Raw genomic sequence first — 21,503 nt, forward strand, 5'->3', positions numbered from 1 at the left:
AGCCCTGCCCTATTTAGCATAGCTCATCTTTCCTATCCGCCAACGCTATAAACAGTGAAATATTGGTTATATCCACCAAATTTGATTATTTTTGAATTCATTTAAATAAAAATTATGGCCTTACAATCTAAAAACCCTTTTTTGAAAGACAAATCGTTTCAAAAAGTAAGTCGATATGACGCTGAAATCATTCACAATCCGGCACAGCTTGACGGTACTATGACCCTTCAGGGAACCATCAACAAAAGTTTTATACTGCTCGGATTATTAATAGCCACAGCCTGCGTTACCTGGTATATGACCATTACAGGCCTCAATGCTATCATTCCTATGGTGGGTGGTGCAATTGTAGGTCTTATTTTAGTAGTGGTAGCTTCTTTCAAACCGCATTTATCGGGTTATCTTGCCCCGGGCTACGCCTTGTTCGAAGGATTGTTCATTGGTGGGATCTCCGCATTTTTTGAACTATCATATCCTGGCATAGTCGTTCAGGCGGTAGGCGCGACCTTCATCACGTTTATCGTGTGTTTTGCACTGTATAAATTCCGTATTGTAAACGTAACGGAACGCTTTAAAGGCATTGTAATCGCTGCTACACTGGCTATTGCGACCTTTTATGTGGTTTCATGGCTTTTAACGATGTTTACAAGCTTTGTACCGCCACATTACGGAAACTCCCTACTGAGTATCGGAATTAGTGTTTTCGTTATTATAGTAGCTGCTTTGAATCTTTTCCTGGATTTCGACCAAATCGAAAAAGGAGCACAGATGGAAGCCCCAAAATATATGGAATGGTACAGCTCTATGGGATTAATGATTACGCTGGTATGGCTGTATGTAGAATTCCTGCGTTTGTTTTCTAAAATTAGCAGCCGAAACTAATCGGATGACAATAATAATAAAAAGGGCTTAACATCTAATGTTAAGCCCTTTTTGATTATGCTACTTTCTCAAATGCCATGAAGTGTGAAAGCTTGCCTTTTTTATTGAATACCGGCACGCCTTCAATATAACAATTATAAGGGGTACCGTCTTTGGAATAGTTAATTAATGTCGCCGTAAATGGCTGTTCCGTGCTAATGGCTTTTTTTATTTTTTGCTTTACAATAGGTGCTGTAGCCATTCCCTGAAATACTTTTGGTTTTTTACCTACCACTTCTTCCGGGTTATACCCATTCATCCGGAACATATTCCGGGAAGCAAACACAATCGTCAGCTCCGGATCTGTGATAACCACAACGTGATCCTCTTCCAGGCGGGCTTTCCATTCGGGTGGGTTTTCCCACTGCGCTGCAACAGAGAATTCTTCAATTTTCTTGGCATCCGACAGCATAGCATTTACCTCCTGATAATAGATTCCGTAGAAATCCCAGGAAAGCAATGGCAAAGCTTTAATTTTCAGTTGGCCTGAAAAAAGAGCATTGGCGTCATCATAGTCTTTAAAATTAGTCATCCCTTGTTTTTTGCTTCAGCAAAATTACCGCTATATGTTGATCCCTTCTTAAAATTACCATTTATTTATGAACTCTTAGAAATCGAATTTCAATTGTACCGCTACTACTGTTTTCTTCACTTCCGTATTCAGGTTCCCTAATGAAATACCCAATAAACGCACCGAATCTTTTAATTTCTCCTGATAGAGCAGTTCCCGTACACTTTCCATAATAAGGCTTTTGTCCGAAATAAAATACGGCAATGTCTTGCTGCGGGTTTGCTGTGTAAAATCGCTGTATTTGATTTTTAATGTGATGGTCTTTCCGGACACTTTATGCTTCTGCAAACGAGATGCTAATTCATTGGCAATAATTTCAAGTTTCTCCTCCATAAAAACTTCCGAAGAAATATTGGTATCAAAAGTATGTTCTGTCCCTACGGACTTGGCAATACGGTTTGGTTTCACTTCGCTGTTATGGATCCCACGGACGACATAATAATAGAAAGTCCCGGACTTCCCAAACTGCTCTACCAAAAACTCCAGGGATTTCGTTTTAAGATCCAACCCGGTAAAAATACCCAGTTGGTACATTTTTTCGGTAGTCACTTTCCCTACCCCATAAAACTTCCCAATCGCGAGTTGTTCTAAGAATGCAAGCACATCGTCCGGCCCTACCGTCTTTTGCCCGTTGGGTTTGTTGTAGTCACTCGCGACCTTGGCAATAAATTTATTTACTGAAATCCCTGCAGAAGCAGTCAATCCTGTTTCCTGGAATATGCGTTCCCGGATCTCCCGTGCAATCATTGAAGCACTTGGGTTTCCTTTTTTATTATACGTTACATCTAGATAGGCCTCATCCAAAGACAGCGGCTCTACCAGATCGGTATATTCCAGGAATATGGTCCTGATTTTTCGGGAAATTTCTTTGTAACGGTCAAAACGCGGCCGGACAAAAATCAAATCCGGGCAATTCTTTTTGGCCAGGTAACCACTCATCGCACTCCGCACCCCAAATTTACGGGCTTCATAACTCGCGGCTGCTACCACACCCCGGTTTTCACCTCCACCTACAGCAACGGGTTTTCCTTTCAGTTCCGGAAAATCCATCTGCTCTACAGAAGCATAGAATGCATCCATATCCACATGAATAATTTTTCGCTGCACCAAAACCTCCTCCATTTTATGCTTTTAAATGATTCCTGAAACCCGATTTTAAATATATTTGTAAAAAGCAGGCTACCATCACGTTATCCTTATCCGATACCTTAGGGTAGTGCAAAGATAAAGACAATGTTTTAGATACAACAACAGATTGACACCCTGCAATCATCACCCCTTAATTTTTATTTCATATACGACATGGGAAAAACAGCTATTATTTTAGGAGCCACAGGAGCCGTCGGAAGTCAATTGCTGGAAAAGCTATTGCAGGATCCTGAATATTCAAAAATCAAATTATTTGCCCGGGGCGAAAACACGCACACAGCGGCAAAAATTGACTACCATAAAATTGATGTATTGGAACTGGAGCGCTATGCAACAGTATTCACCGGCGATGTCGTATTTTGCTGCATTGGCACTACAAAAGCCAAAACACCAGATACCACACAATACCGAAAAATTGATTTCGGCATTCCGGTAACCGCAGCACGATTGTCCAAAGAAAATGGCATTCCGGTTTTTATTGTCATTTCAGCCCTGGGTGCCAATAGCAAAAGCAGCACTTTTTATACTAAAACCAAAGGAGAAATGCAGGATGCCGTTTTGGAACTGGCATTGCCGAAAACCCATATCCTCCAGCCTTCCCTGATCGTCAGCAAAAGAGCTGACAGCCGGATACTGGAAAAAATAGCCACCGGATTTATGGCGCTATTGAATCCATTACTTGTTGGAAGTGCGCGGAAATACCGAAGCATCATCGCAGAAAAAATTGCCATAGCCATGCAGTGGCTTGCCACACATGACTATGCTACTTTTGTACCTTCTGATAAAATACAGGAGATTGCCCATCGGGCCATTACGTAATACTGCTTTTAGGCGGGAAAAAGAAATGCAAGGGTTTGCTCATAAAGTAACGGAAAATTGCCCCTGCCACCTGACGTAATTCGGAGAGCGGGATGTTACGGGAACGGAATGCAAGTCCTAACGACAGGCTGAAACTCACAATGAAATTGACCAGTCCAATGATTCCAATCCCTAAGACTCCCCAAAATAACATCCAATTGGTGATGTAGAAATCGGCACCATACAATGCCAAAGCCAGATTACCACTGGCAAAAGTGATGTGCCTGATATCAATATTCAATCCCAGGAATATCCCGATAGAAGCTGTACTTCCCATAAAAATACCAAACCAGAAATTCGAGATGATCCCGGCCCATTTCTTCTCATAAAGGCCTGCTAATTTCTTGGTTCGTGTTTTACCTAAACTCAATTTAAGCAAAGGGTGTTCCTGAATCCGATAGTAAATATGATTGTGCTTGTCCCGATTGGCAATACTACCCGCAATGATACCTGACAAAAATAGGAATACCCCGGCTATTGCGGCATGAAAGATGGCTGCCGAATAAATCGGGTGCAGGTCATTGAGCAGTGTAGGCCATTTCTCCTGCGCGATATTGTAATGAAAAGCCTCATCGATAAGCCATATCCCAAGCAACGAGACCGGAAAGGCAATGATCACGTTTCCGACAAAGGCAATAAACTGCGAACGGAAGACCCGGGCAAAAAAGATCGCGAATTTTTTGTATTTGTACTCATTATCCTCCTGTACTTTTTGCTTGAAGCCCTCCTGCAATGCGCGCACCAAGGCAGATGCCGTCATCGCTGGCTGTTTTGTAGCCAGTGTAAATCCGCAGATATAAATGGCAATAAAACCAAACGAATAATTCATGCTATAGAGAAAGGCATGGCCAAATCCGCTGGTTTCCACTTTTCCCAAGAGCACTTTTATAATACACAGTATGCCTACAATAAAACCACCTCCTGCAGCAGTACGGAACATTTTATAATATTCCTTACGGCTGTTGGTAATATAATGTTCCCCGGTATTGGCGGTATGCTGGGTGACTTCATAGGACAACAACTGGGTACTCTCATTGATCAGCTTACGGATGTTGTTCTTATCACAATTGTACTTGATGAGCTTATAGGAAAGGTAAATGGTATTCCTGTCAGCATCTTCCACTTCCCGCAGTATCAATAGCGGCAACAGGGATTTTAATCGGTATAATTGCTGGCGGATTCGCAACAGACTTTGGTTTACCCGCAGCGAAATTCCATATTTATTACTGTTCTTAAAGGCATTTTCGACATAATCCGTACACTGCTTGTGCAGGATTACCAACTGTTTGTAGCCTAAATCTCCTGCATCGATGAAATTCTTCCGGGATTCAATCAGCTTTTCCCCCATCAGCAGCAATTCCCGCTGGAAAGCCAGGAAAGGGCTTTCGAAGTTTTCATATTCCGGTACCATCTGGATGACATCCGTTTCCATAGCACGCCCACAGATGCGGTGTGTAATCACTTCCATAGCAAAAACCAATTCGGTAAGCGGGGAATTCTCGGCACTGGAAAGGTAAATAGAGCGAAATTTCAACAGGGAAAACAACTCCCGGATCTGCTCCTGGGGAATTTTCTTGATCCATAACGGATCGGTATTGACAAAGAAAACCTGGTTCAGTATAAATTGCAGGGTATCTTTTTCAGGCTGTTCGGGAATAAATTTGGCAAAGAGCCTTTTACGCACTTCATAAAAGAAATCGGCATCCTGGAGAATACCGGCATCCGAAAGGATTTTATTGAACTTCTTATTGGCCAGCTGGCTTTTGATATAGTCCAGCAGCCCTTCGCGATAGCCAGGATTTTCCTGGAGGAGGCCAATTAGTTCGGACAAGTCTACAACAGGAATTGTTTTTGGGTTTTTCGGGCGAACCAGATTGACCAGTTCCACCATTAATTCAACATCTTCTGTTTTAAATTTCCATAACTGCTTGTCATTAAAGTTTTCTTCAAAATAGCGCTTTAATGTCATTTTTGGCTTTCTTCTCAATTTCATTCTACTCAGTTCTAATTTCCGTAAAAATACGAATACGATTAGAAATTTAGTATCTTGCCGCCATAAAATATACTAAAAATGCTTGAAATAGAACGTAAATTCCTGGTCACTTCTGATGTTTACAAAACCCAGGCTGTTATTTCAAAACGAATTATCCAGGGCTATCTCAATTCCGATCCGGAGCGAACGGTACGCGTCCGTATCAAAGGGGAACAGGGCTTTCTCACCATCAAAGGCAAAGGAAACGATTCCGGCACTACCCGTTTTGAATGGGAAAAGGAAATCCCACACCATGAGGCTGAACAATTGATGGCTTTATGCGAAAAAGGCACTATCGACAAAACCCGTCATGAAATCTTTATCGGAGGCCACGTTTTTGAAGTGGATGAATTCCACGGTAGCAATGAAGGATTGGTTTTGGCAGAAGTAGAATTACAATCTGAAAATGAATCGTTTGAACGTCCGAGTTGGTTGGGTGAAGAAAAAACAGGCGACAACCGCTATTACAATTCCTATTTGAGCAATAATCCCTTCGCTTCTTGGTAATTCCGCTGACATTTAACATGCTTTTTTAGCCGTTTCCTTTTTCGCTTTTTAACTTTGCGCCATGACGGAGAAAACATACGACATTATCATTATTGGCGGTGGCCCTATTGGATTGGCCTGTGCCATAGCAGCGCAACAAAAAGGACTAGATTACTTAATCCTTGAAAAAGGATCGCTCGTCAACAGCATTTTTCATTACCCCCTTTACATGACGTTCTTTTCCACTGCCGAAAGGCTGGAAATAGGCGCTATTCCGTTCAACTGTATTGCCCCGAAACCGGGCCGTCAGGAGGCATTGGAATATTACCGGAACATTCACCGGTATTTCAACTTCAACATACAGCTGTTTGAAAAAGCAGACCGTATCACCAAAACCGGCTCCCTTTTTCAGGTCACTACAGCAAAATCGGAATATACTACCCGCAAGGTTATTATTGCCACGGGGTTTTACGACATCCCTTTATTGATGGAGATTCCCGGCGAAAACCTGCCTAAAGTTGCCCATTATTATAAAGAATCCCACGAATATGCATTCCGTAAAATCCTGATCGTAGGCGCAAACAACTCTTCTGTCGATGCGGCCTTGGAATGCTGGCGTAAAGGTGCCGAAGTCATTATGGTAATCCGGAAAAATGAAATCAACAACAGGGTAAAATACTGGGCCAAACCGGATATCGAAAATCGCATTGCCGAAGGGAGCATTACAGCTTATTTTGAATCCAATGTCACCGAAATCCGCGATACGGAAGTGGATATCGCCACACCGAATGGCCCCATTACAGTAGCCAATGATGTGGTACTGGCATTAACGGGCTACCGTCCGGATTTGGATTTCCTGACCCAATCCGGCATTACGCTTTCTGCCGATGGCAAATGTGTTCCGGAATACAATCCCGAAACGATGGAAACCAATGTTCCGGGACTGTATCTCGCAGGTGTCGTTTGTGGGGGACTGGAAACCCAAAAATGGTATATCGAAAATTCACGGGTACATGCCGATATGATTATCGACCATATTACCGCTATCTAAAAAAATACCCGATGGCTAACAGGCTATCGGGTAGTAATTCTTATTCTTTCAGAAGGGGCAGCAAACGCCTTTCGATCATTTTGTTGACATCGCGCCCATCGGCTTTGTTGTAATCTTTCCAAGTGGTCACCATGAGGACCTTTTGGCTTTTATCAATGAGGATAAACTTCGAGTAATCATCAATCACTTCCAGTTCGGGCGGGGTAATTTCTTTTACAAAGTTTTTATTTTTCTTCCGCCTGATTGTACCATAGAAGTCATTATTTTTTAGAATCAGCACTTTGATATCTTTTGCAAATTCGTGCAAATAAGAGACAGCACCATTGACATTATTCAGGTCATCTTCATCTTCCACCAATACCACATAAAAGGGCATATCATAGTCTTTGGCTAATTTATAAGCAGCAGGCAGATGCTCTCTGCAGGGACCGCACCATACCCCAAATGTGTAAAATAACGCTTTTCCTTTAGCATTGTAAGCCAGGTTTTTGAGATCCTGCCCTTCGACACGAAATGCATTTGGACTTTTAGAGCGTTCCAGCGTATAGCTTTTCGGTTTGATCGGTGTTTCAGTGGCCTGCCCAAAAGAAATGGCGGTTATAAGCAGTAGTAATAATAGTAGTGTTTTTTTCATAATCAGAGTAAGAGGGTTGTTACCCACAAACATACACTAATTTATTACGATAGAGGCACTATAAAAAATGGCTACTCATTTAAGAGCAACCATTTGTGAATGTAAATTGATTTTAATTACAATACAATAATTCTATTCGGGTTTATGCCCAGTATTGCGGCAGCAGTACTGAGAACCCATTCCGGCCTTTGGATGTTTTTACCATCCTGGCTGATAATAATCCTCCCATCTTCAGTACAGCCATACAATAACTGCGTAGCACCTTGCCCGGCATATACACTCCAGAGTTGGTCCCATTTTGCACTCGGTATCCTAACGGAGCCACAAATAAGATCGGTAAAAGGCGGGCCTGCCATCAGGTTTTCAGTATCATAGACTTCAGTACTGGTTGCATTTCCCTGTTTTCCGGTCGCTTTCCTTCTTTCATTAGGACTAAAAGCATAAAAAATAAACACCGAGAAAAGCAGTACAACGAAACTTAAAATAGTTTTTTTCATAATCGCTTATTTTTTAAATTGTTACTATCTTAAATTTACTTCACACAGTACAGAAAACAAATGACAATTGAATTTTTATACCATTCAAAGTCTATTATTTCGAATAATAGCGTGCCAAGAGCTGTTTATTTCTATTCGCCTTGATCAACCCATATAATTTTAACATTGTGCTGTTATATTCTTAAACAGAATACAGCATACAAATCACAAATCACTACAAAACAACAGCTTAACGCTACTGATTTTCCTACATTATCAAAAAAAGGAAGCTATCCACGGTCGTGGACAGGCTGCTGCACGTTCGCTGCGTCCGTCCACGATCGAAAATGACCTCCTGCATGTCTGCAGCACTCCGTCCACGGTCGTGGACAAGTCCCTGCATAGTCGCTGCCCCTGTCCACGATCGAAAATAGCCTCCTGCATGTCTGCAGCAGCTCGTCCACTATCGTGGACGAGCTGCTGCAGGTTTTTTTACCATTTTCCATCGTGGACAACACCCCCTTTTTTAGAATTTTGTCTTTTTTAGACCATTAAATGCGTGGTAAAATCATAGAATCCTAACATTAAAGATTATTAAAATATCAAAAAAGAGCACTAAAAACATATTAATAAAAAAATAAGGATAAAATTATATTTAAATCTTATTACAATATTTTTATTATTAAAAAGTTATAAATAAATTAATTTAAACTTTTTATACATGAAATTACAACAAATTAGCCTAAACCGGCTGCAGTATGTAGAGTCCGGACAATTTATTAACCGTTTCCTGACTGATTTTGACAGCTTAGGACTGGATCCGTCAGAGGATCCTGAATTCCAACTGAGTTATGACAGCTTAAAAGAACAGGCCGTCGTCTATGAACTCGCTTTGATGCAAATCAGGGCCAAGGCAGCTTCGGGAGCATTGGCACAACTGGATCAGGTACGCGACCAGAAATTTGCCACCTTGCGCCAAGCACTTCTGGTACACCGCTATACCGATGACCCGGCCGAAAAAAGCGCTTATACCCTCCTCCGGATTGTCCTGAAAACCTACCGGGATCTTATCCGTATGAATTTTGAAGCGGAGACATTAGCCATCAATACTCTAATTTCGACGTTGCGTTCTGCCCAATATTTACCTGCGATACAAACATTAGGCATGGAAAACCACATCACGGTACTCGAAACCGCAAATGAAGCTTTTAAAGGCATGTTTGATTCCCGGTCGACCGAGACAATCACCACCACTGTTTACGACACAAAAATGCTTCGTAAAACGATTTTAAACACCTATACCGAGTTGGCGCAGTATTGTGCCATAATGGCGAAACGAAAAAACACCCCTTACTATAATCAGATCGTTACCGCAATTAACCATGGAAGAAAGTATTATGCCGATATCCTCGCGCACCGTTCCGGTGTTGCCGATGCTACCCCGGACGCATAAATCCCGTACATTTCAGACATTGCTGCTGAGGCGGCATAAACCAAAAAACCACCGGATACCTGAAGTACCGGTGGTTTTTACGTAATTAATAGTAACCAAAAATTAATTAATCTCCTGTCACAGCCTTACTGCCATCCCCCGCCTAAAGCACGGTATAGTGTAATTACTGCATTGTATTGCTTGTATTTATTGTCAATCAGGTTCAGTTCGGTGGTCAGCGCATTGTCTTTTGCAGTCAATACTTCCAGGTAGTTTACCAGACCATAGGTCAGTAACTCATCGGAATAATCAGCGGCTTTTCGCAACGCATCCACCTGTTGTTCGCGTACTGAAATCTTATAGGTCTCATTGTTGTACATCGCCAGCGCATCCGATACTTCTTTACCCGCTGTCAGCAATGATTTCTCAAACTGCAGGTAAGCCTGTTCCTGGTTGGCTTTGGCCACTTCATAACGGGTTTTGATCTGGCGTTGGTTGAAAATCGGCTGGGTCAGTCCGGTTACCACATTGGCAAATAACGAACGGGCACTCATCCACTCCTTGATATCAATACTCTGCAAACCACCGGTAGCGGTAATTTTCAGCGATGGGTAAAAACTGCTTCGGGCTACATTGGTCAACTCAAAAGTGTTTACCAGGTTGTATTCTGCAGCAATAACATCAGGACGGTTGCGCAATAAGGCTGCGGACACTCCTAAGGTAATTTGCGGCGCCAGGTTCTGACTTGCAAAATCACTACGGTTGATTGCTTTTGGCGCTTCGCCCAACAAAATACTCATGGTATTTTCCAATACTACGATATTGTATTTCAGGTCTGCCAGGATAACTTCGGTAGCATATTTCTGTGCTTCCGTTTGTTTCACCCCTACTTCATTCACATTCCCGGCATCTTTCAAGGCATGGATGGTTTCGATACTTTCATTACGGTTCACCAAATTCTGCTCTGCCACTTTTACCTGTGCATCCAAGGACAACAACTGGTAATAGGTAGAGGCAATATTAGCGATCAATTGGGTTTTTACCAATTGGTTTGCGGCAATCGTCTGCAGGTAACTCGCATTGGTCGCGCGTTTGTTGCTTCGGATCTTACCCCAAACATCTGCTTCCCAGGCCAGGGTTCCGGTAAGCTGGTACTGGTCTACATTGGTTTTTCCACCGCCACTGCTGAATAAGGCACCCAACTGGCTATTTTTGGAAAGTTCCTGGTGTGTCCAGTCTGCTCCGGTAGAAAGCGTCGGGAAATACCCGGCTTTCCCCTGTTTCATCGTCGCTTCGGCAGCTACAATATTCTGTAGTGCGATACGGATATCGAGGTTATTTTGTAATCCTGTTTTGATATAGCCCTGTAAAATCGGGTCGGTAAAGATGTGGTCCCAGGCTACCGATGCCATCGAAACGGTATCGGTTGAAGCAGCCTGAGTACGGTACAAATCTTCTGTTTTTACCTGTGGTCTCTCGTATTTTTTGGCAACAAAACACGATTGCATGGTAACTCCTGCTACCACAATCACAGCTATTTTATATACTGGTTTAATTCTCATTTTCTTCATTTAAAAGTAAAACATCAGATTCCTGTTCTGTTGGTTTTCCGGAAATACGTTCCTGAAGCCCTTGGAAAATCACGAACAATACCGGAATAAAGAACACCCCGATTAAAGTTCCAATCAACATTCCCCCTACAGCTCCCATACCGATAGAACGGTTACCTACAGCTCCTACACCATTGGCAAATGCCAGCGGGATCAATCCGAGGATAAAGGCAAAAGAGGTCATTAAGATCGGACGCAAACGCGCACGGGCACCATCAATCGCTGATTCAAAAAGGCTCATTCCATGTTTCCTTCGCTGGATGGCAAATTCGACAATCAAAATCGCATTCTTGGCGAGCAGTCCGATAAGCATGATCAGGGCAACCTGAAAGTAGATATTATTCTCCAGACCAGCCAGTTTCACAAAGCCAATGGCTCCGGCAATACCTACCGGTAAGGATAATAATACCGCAAAAGGTACCAAGTAACTCTCGTATTGTGCACTTAACAGGAAGTATACAAAGATCAAACTCAACAGGAATACACCCGCTGCCTGGCTTCCGGCAAGAATTTCCTCACGGGTCATCCCGGAAAATTCATAGCCATAGGTTTTTGGCAAATGCTGTGCTGCAACTTCCTGAATGGCCTTAATCGCATCCCCTGAACTGTAGCCTGGTTTTGCTTTACCATTAATGTTTACGGCTTTCAGCATGTTGAATCGGCTTACCGCTTCCGGTCCGTATACTTTTTTGAAATCGATAAACTGGCTGATCGCAACCTGCTGCCCTTTATCATTTCGTACATAAATATTATTGATCGAATTCTCATCCGCACGCTGCTCCGGTTTGGCCTGGATCATGACACGAAACTGCTTTCCGAAACGGTTGAAGTCAGTCGTATACAATCCACCATAGTACCCTTGCATCGTATTGAAGATATCACTTATGGCAACCCCGGCATCTTTTGCTCTTTCGATATTGATGTCCATTTGGTATTGCGGGAAGTTCGGGTTAAAGTTGGTCATCGCATACTGGATTTCCGGACGTTGGTTCAACGCCTGCAGGAATTCCCCGGTTACCCCACTCACGGTTTGCCAGCTGTCATCCCCTTTATCCTGTAATTTGAATTCAAAACCATCGGCAGTACCAAATCCCGATACACTCGGAGGGGTAAAGAACAATAGTTTAGCATCTTTAAATCCGGCAGTACGGGCAAAAAGTTCCCCTAATATTGCATCTACAGACTGATTGGCCTCCTTACGTTGGTCCCAGTCTTTTAATTTGATTACGGCAAAGGCGTACGAACCACCATTTACCCCATTCAGCAAACTGAATCCGACAACACTCATACGGGCTTCTACCAAAGGCATAGAGACCAGTAAGGAATCCAGTTGGTTTACGGCAATCTGTGTTTTTTCCAATGTTGTTCCCGGAGGCATTGTAATATCGGCCATGATAATTCCACGGTCTTCATTCGGGATAAATCCGGAAGGTGTGGTTTTGAACAATAAGATGGTTACAGCGGTAAAGACCAAAAGCCCTACCACAGTGATCCATTTTCTTTTTACCAATACGCCCAGTGATCGGGTGTATTTACGGTTCAACGAATCAAATCCAACGTTGAACGCATCAAAGAAACGGTCTTTAATATTTTTCTTATGGTGTTTAGCACCATCATGTGGTTTCAGGAACAAGGCACATAAAGCCGGGCTCAATGTCAATGCGTTTACCGCAGAAATCAAAATCGCAATTGCCAGTGTAATCGCAAACTGCTGATAGAATACCCCGGATGGCCCTTTCAGGAACGATACCGGAATAAATACCGCCGACATTACCAGTGTAATGGAAACGATCGCACCAGAAATCTCATTCATGGCAGAAAGTGTCGCTTCCTTACCAGATTTAGCCCCTTCATCTAATTTGGCGTGCACCGCCTCGACGACGACAATCGCATCATCGACCACAATACCAATAGCCAGTACCATCGCAAAAAGCGTTAACATATTGATCGAGAACCCAAAGAGGCTCAGGAAGAAGAATGTACCGATAATCGCTACCGGAACAGCAATAGCCGGTATCAGGGTAGAACGGAAATCCTGAAGGAATACGAATACCACAATAAATACCAGGATAAAAGCTTCTACCAGGGTAGAGATTACTTTATGGATGGAAGCATCCAGGAACGTTTTGGTATTAAACGGAATAACATACTCGATCCCTTTTGGGAAATCGGCTTTGCTTTCGTCCATAATTTTTAAAACATCCTCGATAATTTCCTGGGCATTGGATCCGGAAGTCTGGAAGATACCAATAGCGACCCCTTCTTTACCCATACCAAAGTTTTTGGCTCCATAATTAAAGGCACCCAATTCTACTGTTGCCACATCTTTCAGCCTTAGGAAATTCCCATTACCGGAAGATTTGATGACAATATTCTCATATTCAGATACCTGGGACAGACGTCCTTTGTATTTGATTACATATTCATAAACACCCGTTGCATTTTCCCCGAATTTACCCGGAGCAGCTTCCACGTTTTGTTCCATCAGGGCAGCCTGAATGTCTTTTGGAGCTATATTATAGGCGTTCATTTTTTCAGGATCGATCCAGATACGCATCGAATAATCTTTCGCACCGAATACATTCACCTGACCTACACCGTTGACACGCTGTAATTTAGGCACAAGGTTGATCTTGGCAAAATTCTGAACATAGGTTCCATCATATTCTTTACTGTCGGAATACAACGACAGGAACATCAGGGAACCGGCCTGGCTCTTGATCGTTGTTACCCCGGTTTGTACTACGGCAGCTGGTAATTTGCTGGTTGCCCGTGATACACGGTTCTGAACGTTTACCGCCGCAATATCCGGATCGGTACCCAATTCAAAGAAAACGGTAATTTTGGCCGAACCGTCATTCGCAGCAGAAGAGGTCATATAAGTCATCCCTTCCACCCCATTAATTTCTTCTTCCAACGGTACTACCACACTATTCAGTACGGTTTCGGAGTTGGCTCCGGTATAGGTGGCACTGACCTGAACTGTCGGTGGTGCAATTTCAGGATATTGCTCTATCGGTAAAGACATCAATCCCAACACCCCTAAAATGGTAATTAAGATCGAAATTACGGTAGAGAGTACCGGTCTTTCTATAAATGTTTTTAACATAATGTACTTTTATTTTACTTGAGGGTTTTGTTTTTTCACAACAGTAGTATCCGTTGCCTGGTCAGCTGCTTCATCTTTTTGTTCTGTAGCTGCTTCTGCCTTCGCTTCGTCTTTTACTTGCTGTGGTGTAATTTCCATATCGTCTTTCAGTTTGCTGGCGCCTTCAACGACTACAACTTCTCCTGCCTCAAGGCCTTCGGAAACGATGAAATTAAGTCCTGATGTCCCAGCGGTAGTCACGATTCTTGTTTTCACTTTGTTGTCTTTTCCAACCACAAACAGCATTTGTTTTCCTTGTTGGTCAAACACTGCATTTTGCGGTACTAACAATGCCCCTTTAAGCTCAATAGGAATACGGATGATTCCGGTGCTTCCACTTCTTAAGATGGCTTCCGGGTTATTGAATTCTGCACGGAACTGTGTGGTTCCGGTAGTAGGATTCACAAGACCGTTTACCGTAACGATTTTCCCTTTTACATTATACTCTGAATTGTCTACCAATAAAAGTGTAACCGGTGGTACTGTTTTGATTTTTTCAGCCATCGTACTTCCTTTAAAGGTTTTATTGAAAACCAATAATTGTTTTTCATTCAAAGAGAAATAAGCACGGATTACTTTAGAGTCCGAAACGGTAGTCAGTGGCTGCTCAATAGTAGAGCTCACTAAGCTTCCTTCACGGTATGGCAAACTCCCTACTACTCCATTAACCGGAGAAGTGATGGTACCAAAACCGATATTCGCGGCAATACTTCCGTAAGCGCTTTTTGCCTGTGCCAGTTTGGCTTTAGCTGTTTCCAATTGTACCACACTGATGATTTTGCGATCTACCAATGGTTTCAATCGGTCTACTTCTACCTGCGCAGCAGTAACGTTAGCTTTAGCAGCATTAGCATCCTGGCTTAAGGTTTGGGTTTCCAGCTTAAAAAGAAGTTGTCCTTTTTTCACCATCTGACCTTCATCCACATAGATTTTCTGGATGAATCCAGTTACTTTTGGACGAATTTCAACATTTTGCTGGCCTTCTAAATTTGCGGTATATTCCTGGTATACTACCGCATCCTGTTGTTTTATGGTCTGAACGGGAAACGGAGCCGGACCCTGAGGGGCCTGCTGTTCTTCTTTCTTTCCACATGACGATAAGGTTAAAACTGCGACCAAGGCAGTCCAAAGGAATTTATTCTTCATTTTTAAGTATTTGAAAAGTTGATTTAATATGATTTAGTTATTTTCGATTTTATCCAGTTTCTGGATCGTATTATTCAGGAAGACTTCAAAGTCATTGACATGTTCCTTATACACTTCAAGTTTTTTCAGGCTCGTACTTTCTTCTACCGTAGTCTTACACTTACTGCGGAAGCGCACCATTCGTTCCACCATTTTCTTTTCATCCTGCACAATTTCCAGGTACGTCTGCATTCTTTTACCAAAGCTGGAAGGCCGGAAATACTTCTTGCGATCGCCATGAACGGTGTAATATTCTATCTTTCCGAGTTTTAATAGTAGGTTTAAATTGGTGGAAACAGAACTCTTACTGGCTCCGATTACTGATACTAATTCTTCAAATGTGAGTCCGGTTTTGGAACAGCTTACGATAAGTGTTCCCAGTATCCGTGACGATAATGGGGATAAATTATGATGTGTTTCAAAATGAATCCCGAACATTTCAATCAATTCCTCTTTTTCTTTTTGTAAATCTGACATCAACTAAATTTTCGGCAAAGATAATCCTTGGTTCGGCTACAACCGAACCAGGCGAACTTAAATTTCTGTTAATTTTTTTGGGGATAAATTAACGCAAAGAAAAACCGGCAATCGCCGGTCGTATTATTTTAGAATTTCAATCTGCACTTTGAGGGCGCCATGATTTTTATTATCTGCAATTTCCATAAACGCTTTTTTGGACAAATCGATTTCGCGTCCTGATGTAAAAGGGCCACGGTCGTTTACTTCTACCACTACCGACTTGTCATTGGCGAGGTTGGTCACCCGGATTTTTGTGCCAAAAGGCAATTTCCGATGTGCTGCGGTTAATTTGTTGTTGCTGAATTTTACCCCACTCGCGGTGGCCTTGCCGTTAAACTTGTCGGCATAATAAGACGCGTGGACATTTTTTTTATAGATTCCTGTTGATATTCCTTTGGAAGAGGAGCAGCTCGTCAATACAGCGGCAAAAGCCAGGACTGACAACAGCATGCCAATTATTTTTCTGATCATAGTCTCAATGGTATTATAACGCTTTAACCACCTCTATTTTTACCCGGAGCGGCCCTCGGGTACTTCCGTTGTTGATTTGCTTGAATGCCGCCTTAGAGAGGTCGATATCGCGTCCTTTCGTAAAAGGCCCCCTATCGTTTACCACTACAATTACAGTGCTGCTGTTGGCGAGGTTGGTTATTTTCAGTTTGGTGCCAAATGGAAATTTTTTATGGGCTGCAGTGAACTTCTCCCGATCGTATTTTTTGCCACTGGCAGTTCTTTTACCATGGAGCCTGTCAGCATAATAAGAAGCGTGGGCATTTTTTTTAAAAAGATGGAAAGACTGTTTTCCTGCAATAACGATACTATCGGTTTGTAAAGAATCTGCGGGGATGGTATCTTTTCTTATACTGAAGTGGTTTAAACTTTTTCCTTTTTAAATTTTTTTGATGCTATTACTATAAATGCTATATAATTGAATCCTTTCCAAGATTCAGTTGTTGTGTCATATCTATTTAAGATTGACCTAAACCCATCTAACCAGGCATTTGTGCGTTCGATTGTATATCTCTGCTTATAGAGTTGCTCATCAAAATATTCATCCCTCTCACTATGACCGTTACGTTTGTTAAAACAGATATTAGCTTGAATGTTCTTATCTGAACATGCTTTTCTTAAGTCTTTAGAGTCAAAACCTGCGTCTGCATTGAGGAACAATCCATCTACAGAAATATTGGCTTGTTCTAATGTTGCTGTAATGTCTTCAAACTGAACCTCAATATTATACAGGTCGTTGTGGTTTCCCGCAAGAGGTTCTGACATTGCTAATGGCAAGCCTTGCCTATCGGTTAGATAGAGTGAATTAGTTGTTTTTCGCTTCTTCCGACCTTGATAGTCAACCTGTTCACCGCCTCGGATAGCAGGAGTATGGCTTCCGTCCAAATCCACACTGGAAAGGTCAAGTTTTGAGTGATGACGGCTAAGGAATTTAATCCAACAAGCTTTCCAGAAACCGCAAAGACTCCACTTGCGATAGTGATAGTAAACAGATTGCCAACTTATAACCTTATTTTCAAAAAGAGCCCTAATGGGTAGCTGATGCCATTGAAGGCCCGTTTTAAGTTTGTAGAGTATAGCATTTATCACTTCTGATAATGGAACTGTTACAGGAAATCCACGACGGGCTTTAGGTATATATGCAACAATTTCCAATTCTATTGTATCTTTGTCAAGTACACTGTACATAAAGGGTTGGTTTTGATAATTGTATGTTTAGCGACACAAATATCGACAACCCTTTTTTAATTCTAAAAAAAGTTTAAATCACTTCACTGTCAATTTCGGTAATGACTTTGTGCTCTTGCCGCGTGTATTTCTTTTTCAGTGAAAAACTGCAGATCATGATTGCAAGAAGAACAATCGAAAGCAAGGCTGTAGCTCTGTATTTCATAATTCATTTCTTTGATGCGAACGTTGGATTAAGCAAATACCATACCTAAAAACAAAAAAAGCCCCTGAAAAGGGCTTTTAAATTCTGTTATAACCAGGCACTCCATGGAATTCTGCTCAGGAATAATAGTAACGCAATTCCGTAAAGCAATCCAATATTTTTAAATTTGGCATGATCGGTAGTCGCTTTTTTATGTTTAGACCATCCTATGGTAATCAGGACAATCGCAATAATATTAATCAGTGGGTGCTCGACAACGTACAGCCTCAGGCTGGAGTTTTTCATTACTGCGCCCATTCCCAACTGTTTGGCAGCTTCGAAATACGGTGCGGTAAAGTAGAGTATAATACCGAAAACCAATTGTGTATGAGCCAGGATCAATGCGAATAAAGCCAGTTTACGGTCTTTATCCCTGAACTCCTTTTTACCAGCCAGTCCGGCCAGTGCATTCACAACAGCAATGATTAGAAAAATAAGGACCAGATAAGCCCATCCTGAATGTATTTCTTTAATGATCGGGTACATAGTTTTGTATTTGTTTTACGCAAAAATATGGAAAAAAGCGATGAGCACAGACCCACATTCCTTATTCAGATTGGTTTTAAATAAAAGTTTCACAACACAAAAAAACCCTTACATCGCTGTAAGGGTTTATAGTATCAAACAAGAAACTGTTTGTTAGAAGTTGTAAGCCACAGAGAAATTCCATGTTCTTCCAAAACCAAAGTATACCTGGTTATTTGGATCAAGTCCTTTGTATAATGTTGCCTGATATGCGTTGTAAGCCGCTACATCCGGAGCACCACCTGTCATGAAGTCATTTTGTGTTTTAGCAAAAGTATTTGTTCTGGATTCAGAGATATACAATTTATTCAGCACGTTGTTCATGTTGAATCTGAAATTCAGGTTTTGCTTTTCGCTTTTTCCAACAGGAACTCTGAAAGTAACCCCTGCATCCATCAAACCATAGCTTGGAAGTTCCAATGAACCCTGGTTGTTTGGAGAAGTAAAGTTTTGTGGCGAAATCAAAGCATATAACTTATCGTTGAAACGGTAGTTAGCATCTACGCTTAAGCCTTTCACTACTTTGTAAGTTGCCCCAACAGAAGCAGTAGTTTGTGCTGCATCACCCACTTTTACACCATTCATGTACAACGATTGGTTAGCTGCTCCAATAGGATTGTTAGAAACATCATATGTGTTCACGATTGCATTTCCATCATAACTCCAGGATCCCATAGAGAACATACCGTTCAATCTCAGGTCATCTGTAATTTTAGCGGTCATTTCAAGCTCTACTCCAGTGTGTATTTCACTCAGACCTCTAAAATCAAGGTATCCTCCTGCATTATCACCACTGGTAATATTTTGTCTTAAGTTACGGTCTTTCCATGAAGTGTAATATACGTTCACATTCGCTGTAAAGAAAGAAGAACGGAAACCATATCCAGCTTCAAATCCTGTAATTTTCTCATTCGTAAGGTAAGGATTTACGATAGACGTATTGTTTGGATATACCGCGTTAAAGAATGGTTGTTTCGAATAATATCCTGCATTCACATATACGTTATGCTGCTCGTTCAGGTTATAGTTTACCCCCCCTTTTACGTTACCCCCTAAAATATTTTCATATTTAGTTTCGGACAACGGATCAGTAGAAAGGTATTTGAAATGGTCAATTCTTTTGAATCCTTCATTCGAGAGTGCACCCTGAATAAAAGCTGTTAATTTCTCAGTAGCGTATTCCAATTGGGTAAAACCACCTACCCAGTTTACTTTACCATCATTATTAAATCCTAAACGTTGCTGATATGAAGTACTCACCCATGGGTTACCACTTGGTTCTGAAGCATATTGCCCCGTTAAGTATCGGTTTGGATTGTTAACATCCGAATTATCTTTGAAAGCACCAGCACCTAAAAGGTCATTTACGTTTTGGTAGTGCATCCCTTTGTACGTACGTACATCTGCTCCAATATCAAATGTGAAGTTCTGTCCGAATTTTTTATTCAGGCTGATTACACCACCATACCAGTCATGTGAGTTCACAGAAGCAATTTTAGAAATACCGCTTCCACTGCTGTTCACCTGGCCTCCGCCAAATCCAGCATCACCAGCTCTTGCAGGAACTACTGTTCCATCAAGTAAGGTAATAGCCTGTCCTGAGTTGTAAGCATTAATTTTATTGATATCAATTTGTCCGTCTGGTGTTCTTAAATCACCTGCTGGTGTATATACGTTTTTACCACCGATAGAACCTACTGCAGAAGAACCTCCTCCACGACCCCATGATCCGTACAATACTGTTGCCAGTTTTGTAGTTTCATTGATTTGGTAATCCCAGTTTAAGGAAGCGATTGGTTTGTGGTAGTAGTTGGATTTAAAGCTATATTCCTCACCATTGTAAGTACCAAAATCCCTGTTATATCTTTTGTTTGGCTCTCCATCAGTACCTGCAGCTCTGTATTGTGCAATGGTTGGTGAAGTAAAACGTTGGTTGTGCGTTTGAGGAGCACCTGTAAAAGTCAATTGAAGGCTGTTTTTAGCATTGATTTCATAACCTAAACCAATGAAGTAGTTGTGTGCTTCAAATTTAGTTCCATCCACATATCCGTCTCCTGTTGTTCTGCTGAATAATACCGAAGCAGAAAGCCCATTATCCATTTTACCGGTAGAATATGTTGCTAAAAATTTCAGGTATTGGTCATTACCAATACTGTTAGAAAGCGTACCACCTTCTTTTTTATCAGCTGCACGGGTTACAATGTTTACTGTACCTCCTACAGATGAAATCGCCAGTTTGGAAGATCCCAAACCTCTTTGTACCTGCATGAATGTTGTAACGTCAGAGATACCTGCCCAGTTACTCCAGTAAACAGCACTGGTTTCCATATCATTAACCGGAACTCCATTCACCATGATAGCGATGTTTTTCTGGTCAAAACCACGAATGTTTATTCTTGAATCTCCAAAACCACCAGAACCTTTAGTCACATACACAGAAGGTGTGTTGTTCAGGATCTCCGGGAATTCCTGGTTACCCAGTTTTTCCTGAATTTCAGCAGCTTTGATGGTTGACATTGCTACCGGTGTTTTACGGTCTTTTGCAATATCCACAACGCCTGTTACGACTACATCATCCAATGATTCAGAATTTGAACTCAGTACGATTGTCCCTAAATTTTGTGTCTTGTTTGCAGCTACTTTAAAAGCAACTGTTTTAGTTTCATACCCTAAGAAAGTAATCACCAATTCTCCGGATTCTGTTGCACTGGTTAGTGTAAACTTTCCATCGATGTCGGTTACCACTGCAGTAGATGTTCCTTTAATTAAAACATTTGCTGAAGGAAGTGATCCACCCATCTGGCCATCTGTGATGGTTCCCGTAATTTTTCCTTGAGAAAATACCGTCGAAACGACCATAAAAAGCAGCCCTGACAGTAACCAATTTTTCATTGTTTTCATTGCGTTGTTTTGTTATTTAATATTTTCGGCAAAAATCCTATTTAAATACGAGTGCAATGTTAA

At 41.7% G+C, this 21,503-nt stretch carries 20 protein-coding genes; 5 read left to right on the plus strand and 15 right to left on the minus strand.

Going from position 1 to position 21,503, the window contains the following annotated elements; genetic code table 11:
* The first annotated feature begins 114 nt into the window (after window positions 1-114).
* On the plus strand, window positions 115-882 hold the full coding sequence (locus FK004_RS03420) for a Bax inhibitor-1/YccA family protein (protein WP_108735990.1): 768 nt from the start codon (window positions 115-117) through the stop codon (window positions 880-882).
* A 55-nt stretch (window positions 883-937) separates the two neighbouring features.
* Here FK004_RS03420 and FK004_RS03425 read toward each other — a convergent pair whose 3' ends face one another.
* Window positions 938-1,453, minus strand: coding sequence for a PAS domain-containing protein (locus tag FK004_RS03425; protein WP_108735991.1), 516 nt, complete (start codon window positions 1,451-1,453; stop codon window positions 938-940).
* 75 nt (window positions 1,454-1,528) lie between these two features.
* Window positions 1,529-2,614, minus strand: a complete 1,086-nt coding sequence (gene dinB / locus FK004_RS03430) for a DNA polymerase IV (RefSeq protein WP_108735992.1) — start codon at window positions 2,612-2,614, stop codon at window positions 1,529-1,531.
* A 180-nt stretch (window positions 2,615-2,794) separates the two neighbouring features.
* On the opposite strand from dinB, the gene FK004_RS03435 reads away from it, so the two are divergent.
* Window positions 2,795-3,460, plus strand: a complete 666-nt coding sequence (locus FK004_RS03435; RefSeq protein WP_108735993.1) for an NAD(P)H-binding protein — start codon at window positions 2,795-2,797, stop codon at window positions 3,458-3,460.
* Here FK004_RS03435 and FK004_RS03440 read toward each other — a convergent pair.
* Entirely contained in the window at window positions 3,453-5,492 is a 2,040-nt protein-coding gene (locus FK004_RS03440) for a site-specific recombinase (RefSeq protein WP_108735994.1), read from the minus strand. The genes FK004_RS03435 and FK004_RS03440 overlap by 8 nt on opposite strands.
* A 78-nt stretch (window positions 5,493-5,570) precedes the next feature.
* On the opposite strand from FK004_RS03440, the gene FK004_RS03445 reads away from it, so the two are divergent.
* Together FK004_RS03445 and FK004_RS03450 are read left to right on the plus strand one after the other, a co-directional pair.
* The gene (locus tag FK004_RS03445) at window positions 5,571-6,038 is read left to right on the plus strand and encodes a CYTH domain-containing protein (protein ID WP_108735995.1); all 468 of its coding nucleotides are present in this window, start codon (window positions 5,571-5,573) and stop codon (window positions 6,036-6,038) included.
* A 61-nt stretch (window positions 6,039-6,099) separates the two neighbouring features.
* Entirely contained in the window at window positions 6,100-7,068 is a 969-nt protein-coding gene (locus FK004_RS03450) for a YpdA family putative bacillithiol disulfide reductase (protein WP_108735996.1), read from the plus strand.
* 40 nt (window positions 7,069-7,108) lie between these two features.
* On the opposite strand, the gene FK004_RS03455 is transcribed toward FK004_RS03450, so the two are convergent.
* A complete protein-coding gene (locus FK004_RS03455; protein ID WP_157956022.1) occupies window positions 7,109-7,702 on the minus strand; it encodes a thioredoxin domain-containing protein in 594 nt (197 codons plus the stop codon).
* 116 nt (window positions 7,703-7,818) lie between these two features.
* Complete coding sequence (locus tag FK004_RS03460) at window positions 7,819-8,199, minus strand: hypothetical protein (protein ID WP_108735998.1); 381 nt, start codon at window positions 8,197-8,199, stop codon at window positions 7,819-7,821.
* A 700-nt stretch (window positions 8,200-8,899) separates the two neighbouring features.
* On the opposite strand from FK004_RS03460, the gene FK004_RS03465 reads away from it, so the two are divergent.
* The gene (locus FK004_RS03465) at window positions 8,900-9,631 is read left to right on the plus strand and encodes a DUF6261 family protein (RefSeq protein WP_108735999.1); all 732 of its coding nucleotides are present in this window, start codon (window positions 8,900-8,902) and stop codon (window positions 9,629-9,631) included.
* Between the two features lie 125 nt (window positions 9,632-9,756).
* Here the strand turns inward: FK004_RS03465 and FK004_RS03470 are convergent, their stop codons facing one another.
* From FK004_RS03470 to FK004_RS03510, 10 genes are all read right to left on the minus strand, one after another.
* A complete protein-coding gene (locus FK004_RS03470) occupies window positions 9,757-11,172 on the minus strand; it encodes an efflux transporter outer membrane subunit (protein WP_193844353.1) in 1,416 nt (471 codons plus the stop codon).
* Window positions 11,162-14,329: an efflux RND transporter permease subunit gene (locus FK004_RS03475; protein ID WP_108736001.1), complete on the minus strand. Its 3,168-nt coding sequence runs from the start codon at window positions 14,327-14,329 to the stop codon at window positions 11,162-11,164. Before FK004_RS03475 ends, FK004_RS03470 begins: the two co-directional genes overlap by 11 nt.
* Window positions 14,330-14,338: 9 nt before the next feature.
* The gene (locus FK004_RS03480; protein ID WP_108736002.1) at window positions 14,339-15,514 is read right to left on the minus strand and encodes an efflux RND transporter periplasmic adaptor subunit; all 1,176 of its coding nucleotides are present in this window, start codon (window positions 15,512-15,514) and stop codon (window positions 14,339-14,341) included.
* Between the two features lie 33 nt (window positions 15,515-15,547).
* Window positions 15,548-16,030 (minus strand): GbsR/MarR family transcriptional regulator, encoded by a 483-nt coding sequence (locus FK004_RS03485; protein ID WP_108736003.1) that lies wholly within the window; start codon window positions 16,028-16,030, stop codon window positions 15,548-15,550.
* Window positions 16,031-16,153: 123 nt separating this feature from the next.
* Window positions 16,154-16,522 (minus strand): septal ring lytic transglycosylase RlpA family protein, encoded by a 369-nt coding sequence (locus tag FK004_RS03490; protein WP_227871702.1) that lies wholly within the window; start codon window positions 16,520-16,522, stop codon window positions 16,154-16,156.
* A gap of 34 nt (window positions 16,523-16,556) precedes the next feature.
* The gene (locus FK004_RS03495; RefSeq protein ID WP_108736005.1) at window positions 16,557-16,934 is read right to left on the minus strand and encodes a septal ring lytic transglycosylase RlpA family protein; all 378 of its coding nucleotides are present in this window, start codon (window positions 16,932-16,934) and stop codon (window positions 16,557-16,559) included.
* An 11-nt stretch (window positions 16,935-16,945) separates the two neighbouring features.
* Entirely contained in the window at window positions 16,946-17,770 is an 825-nt protein-coding gene (locus FK004_RS03500) for an IS5 family transposase (RefSeq protein ID WP_108735890.1), read from the minus strand.
* A 73-nt stretch (window positions 17,771-17,843) separates the two neighbouring features.
* Window positions 17,844-17,975, minus strand: coding sequence for a hypothetical protein (locus tag FK004_RS19545; RefSeq protein ID WP_262497664.1), 132 nt, complete (start codon window positions 17,973-17,975; stop codon window positions 17,844-17,846).
* 87 nt (window positions 17,976-18,062) lie between these two features.
* The gene (locus tag FK004_RS03505) at window positions 18,063-18,500 is read right to left on the minus strand and encodes a hypothetical protein (RefSeq protein ID WP_108736006.1); all 438 of its coding nucleotides are present in this window, start codon (window positions 18,498-18,500) and stop codon (window positions 18,063-18,065) included.
* 153 nt (window positions 18,501-18,653) lie between these two features.
* Window positions 18,654-21,440 (minus strand): TonB-dependent receptor, encoded by a 2,787-nt coding sequence (locus tag FK004_RS03510; protein WP_170108539.1) that lies wholly within the window; start codon window positions 21,438-21,440, stop codon window positions 18,654-18,656.
* Window positions 21,441-21,503 lie beyond the last annotated feature (63 nt).

The organism is Flavobacterium kingsejongi, from assembly GCF_003076475.1.
In the GTDB taxonomy this organism is placed as follows: domain Bacteria; phylum Bacteroidota; class Bacteroidia; order Flavobacteriales; family Flavobacteriaceae; genus Flavobacterium; species Flavobacterium kingsejongi.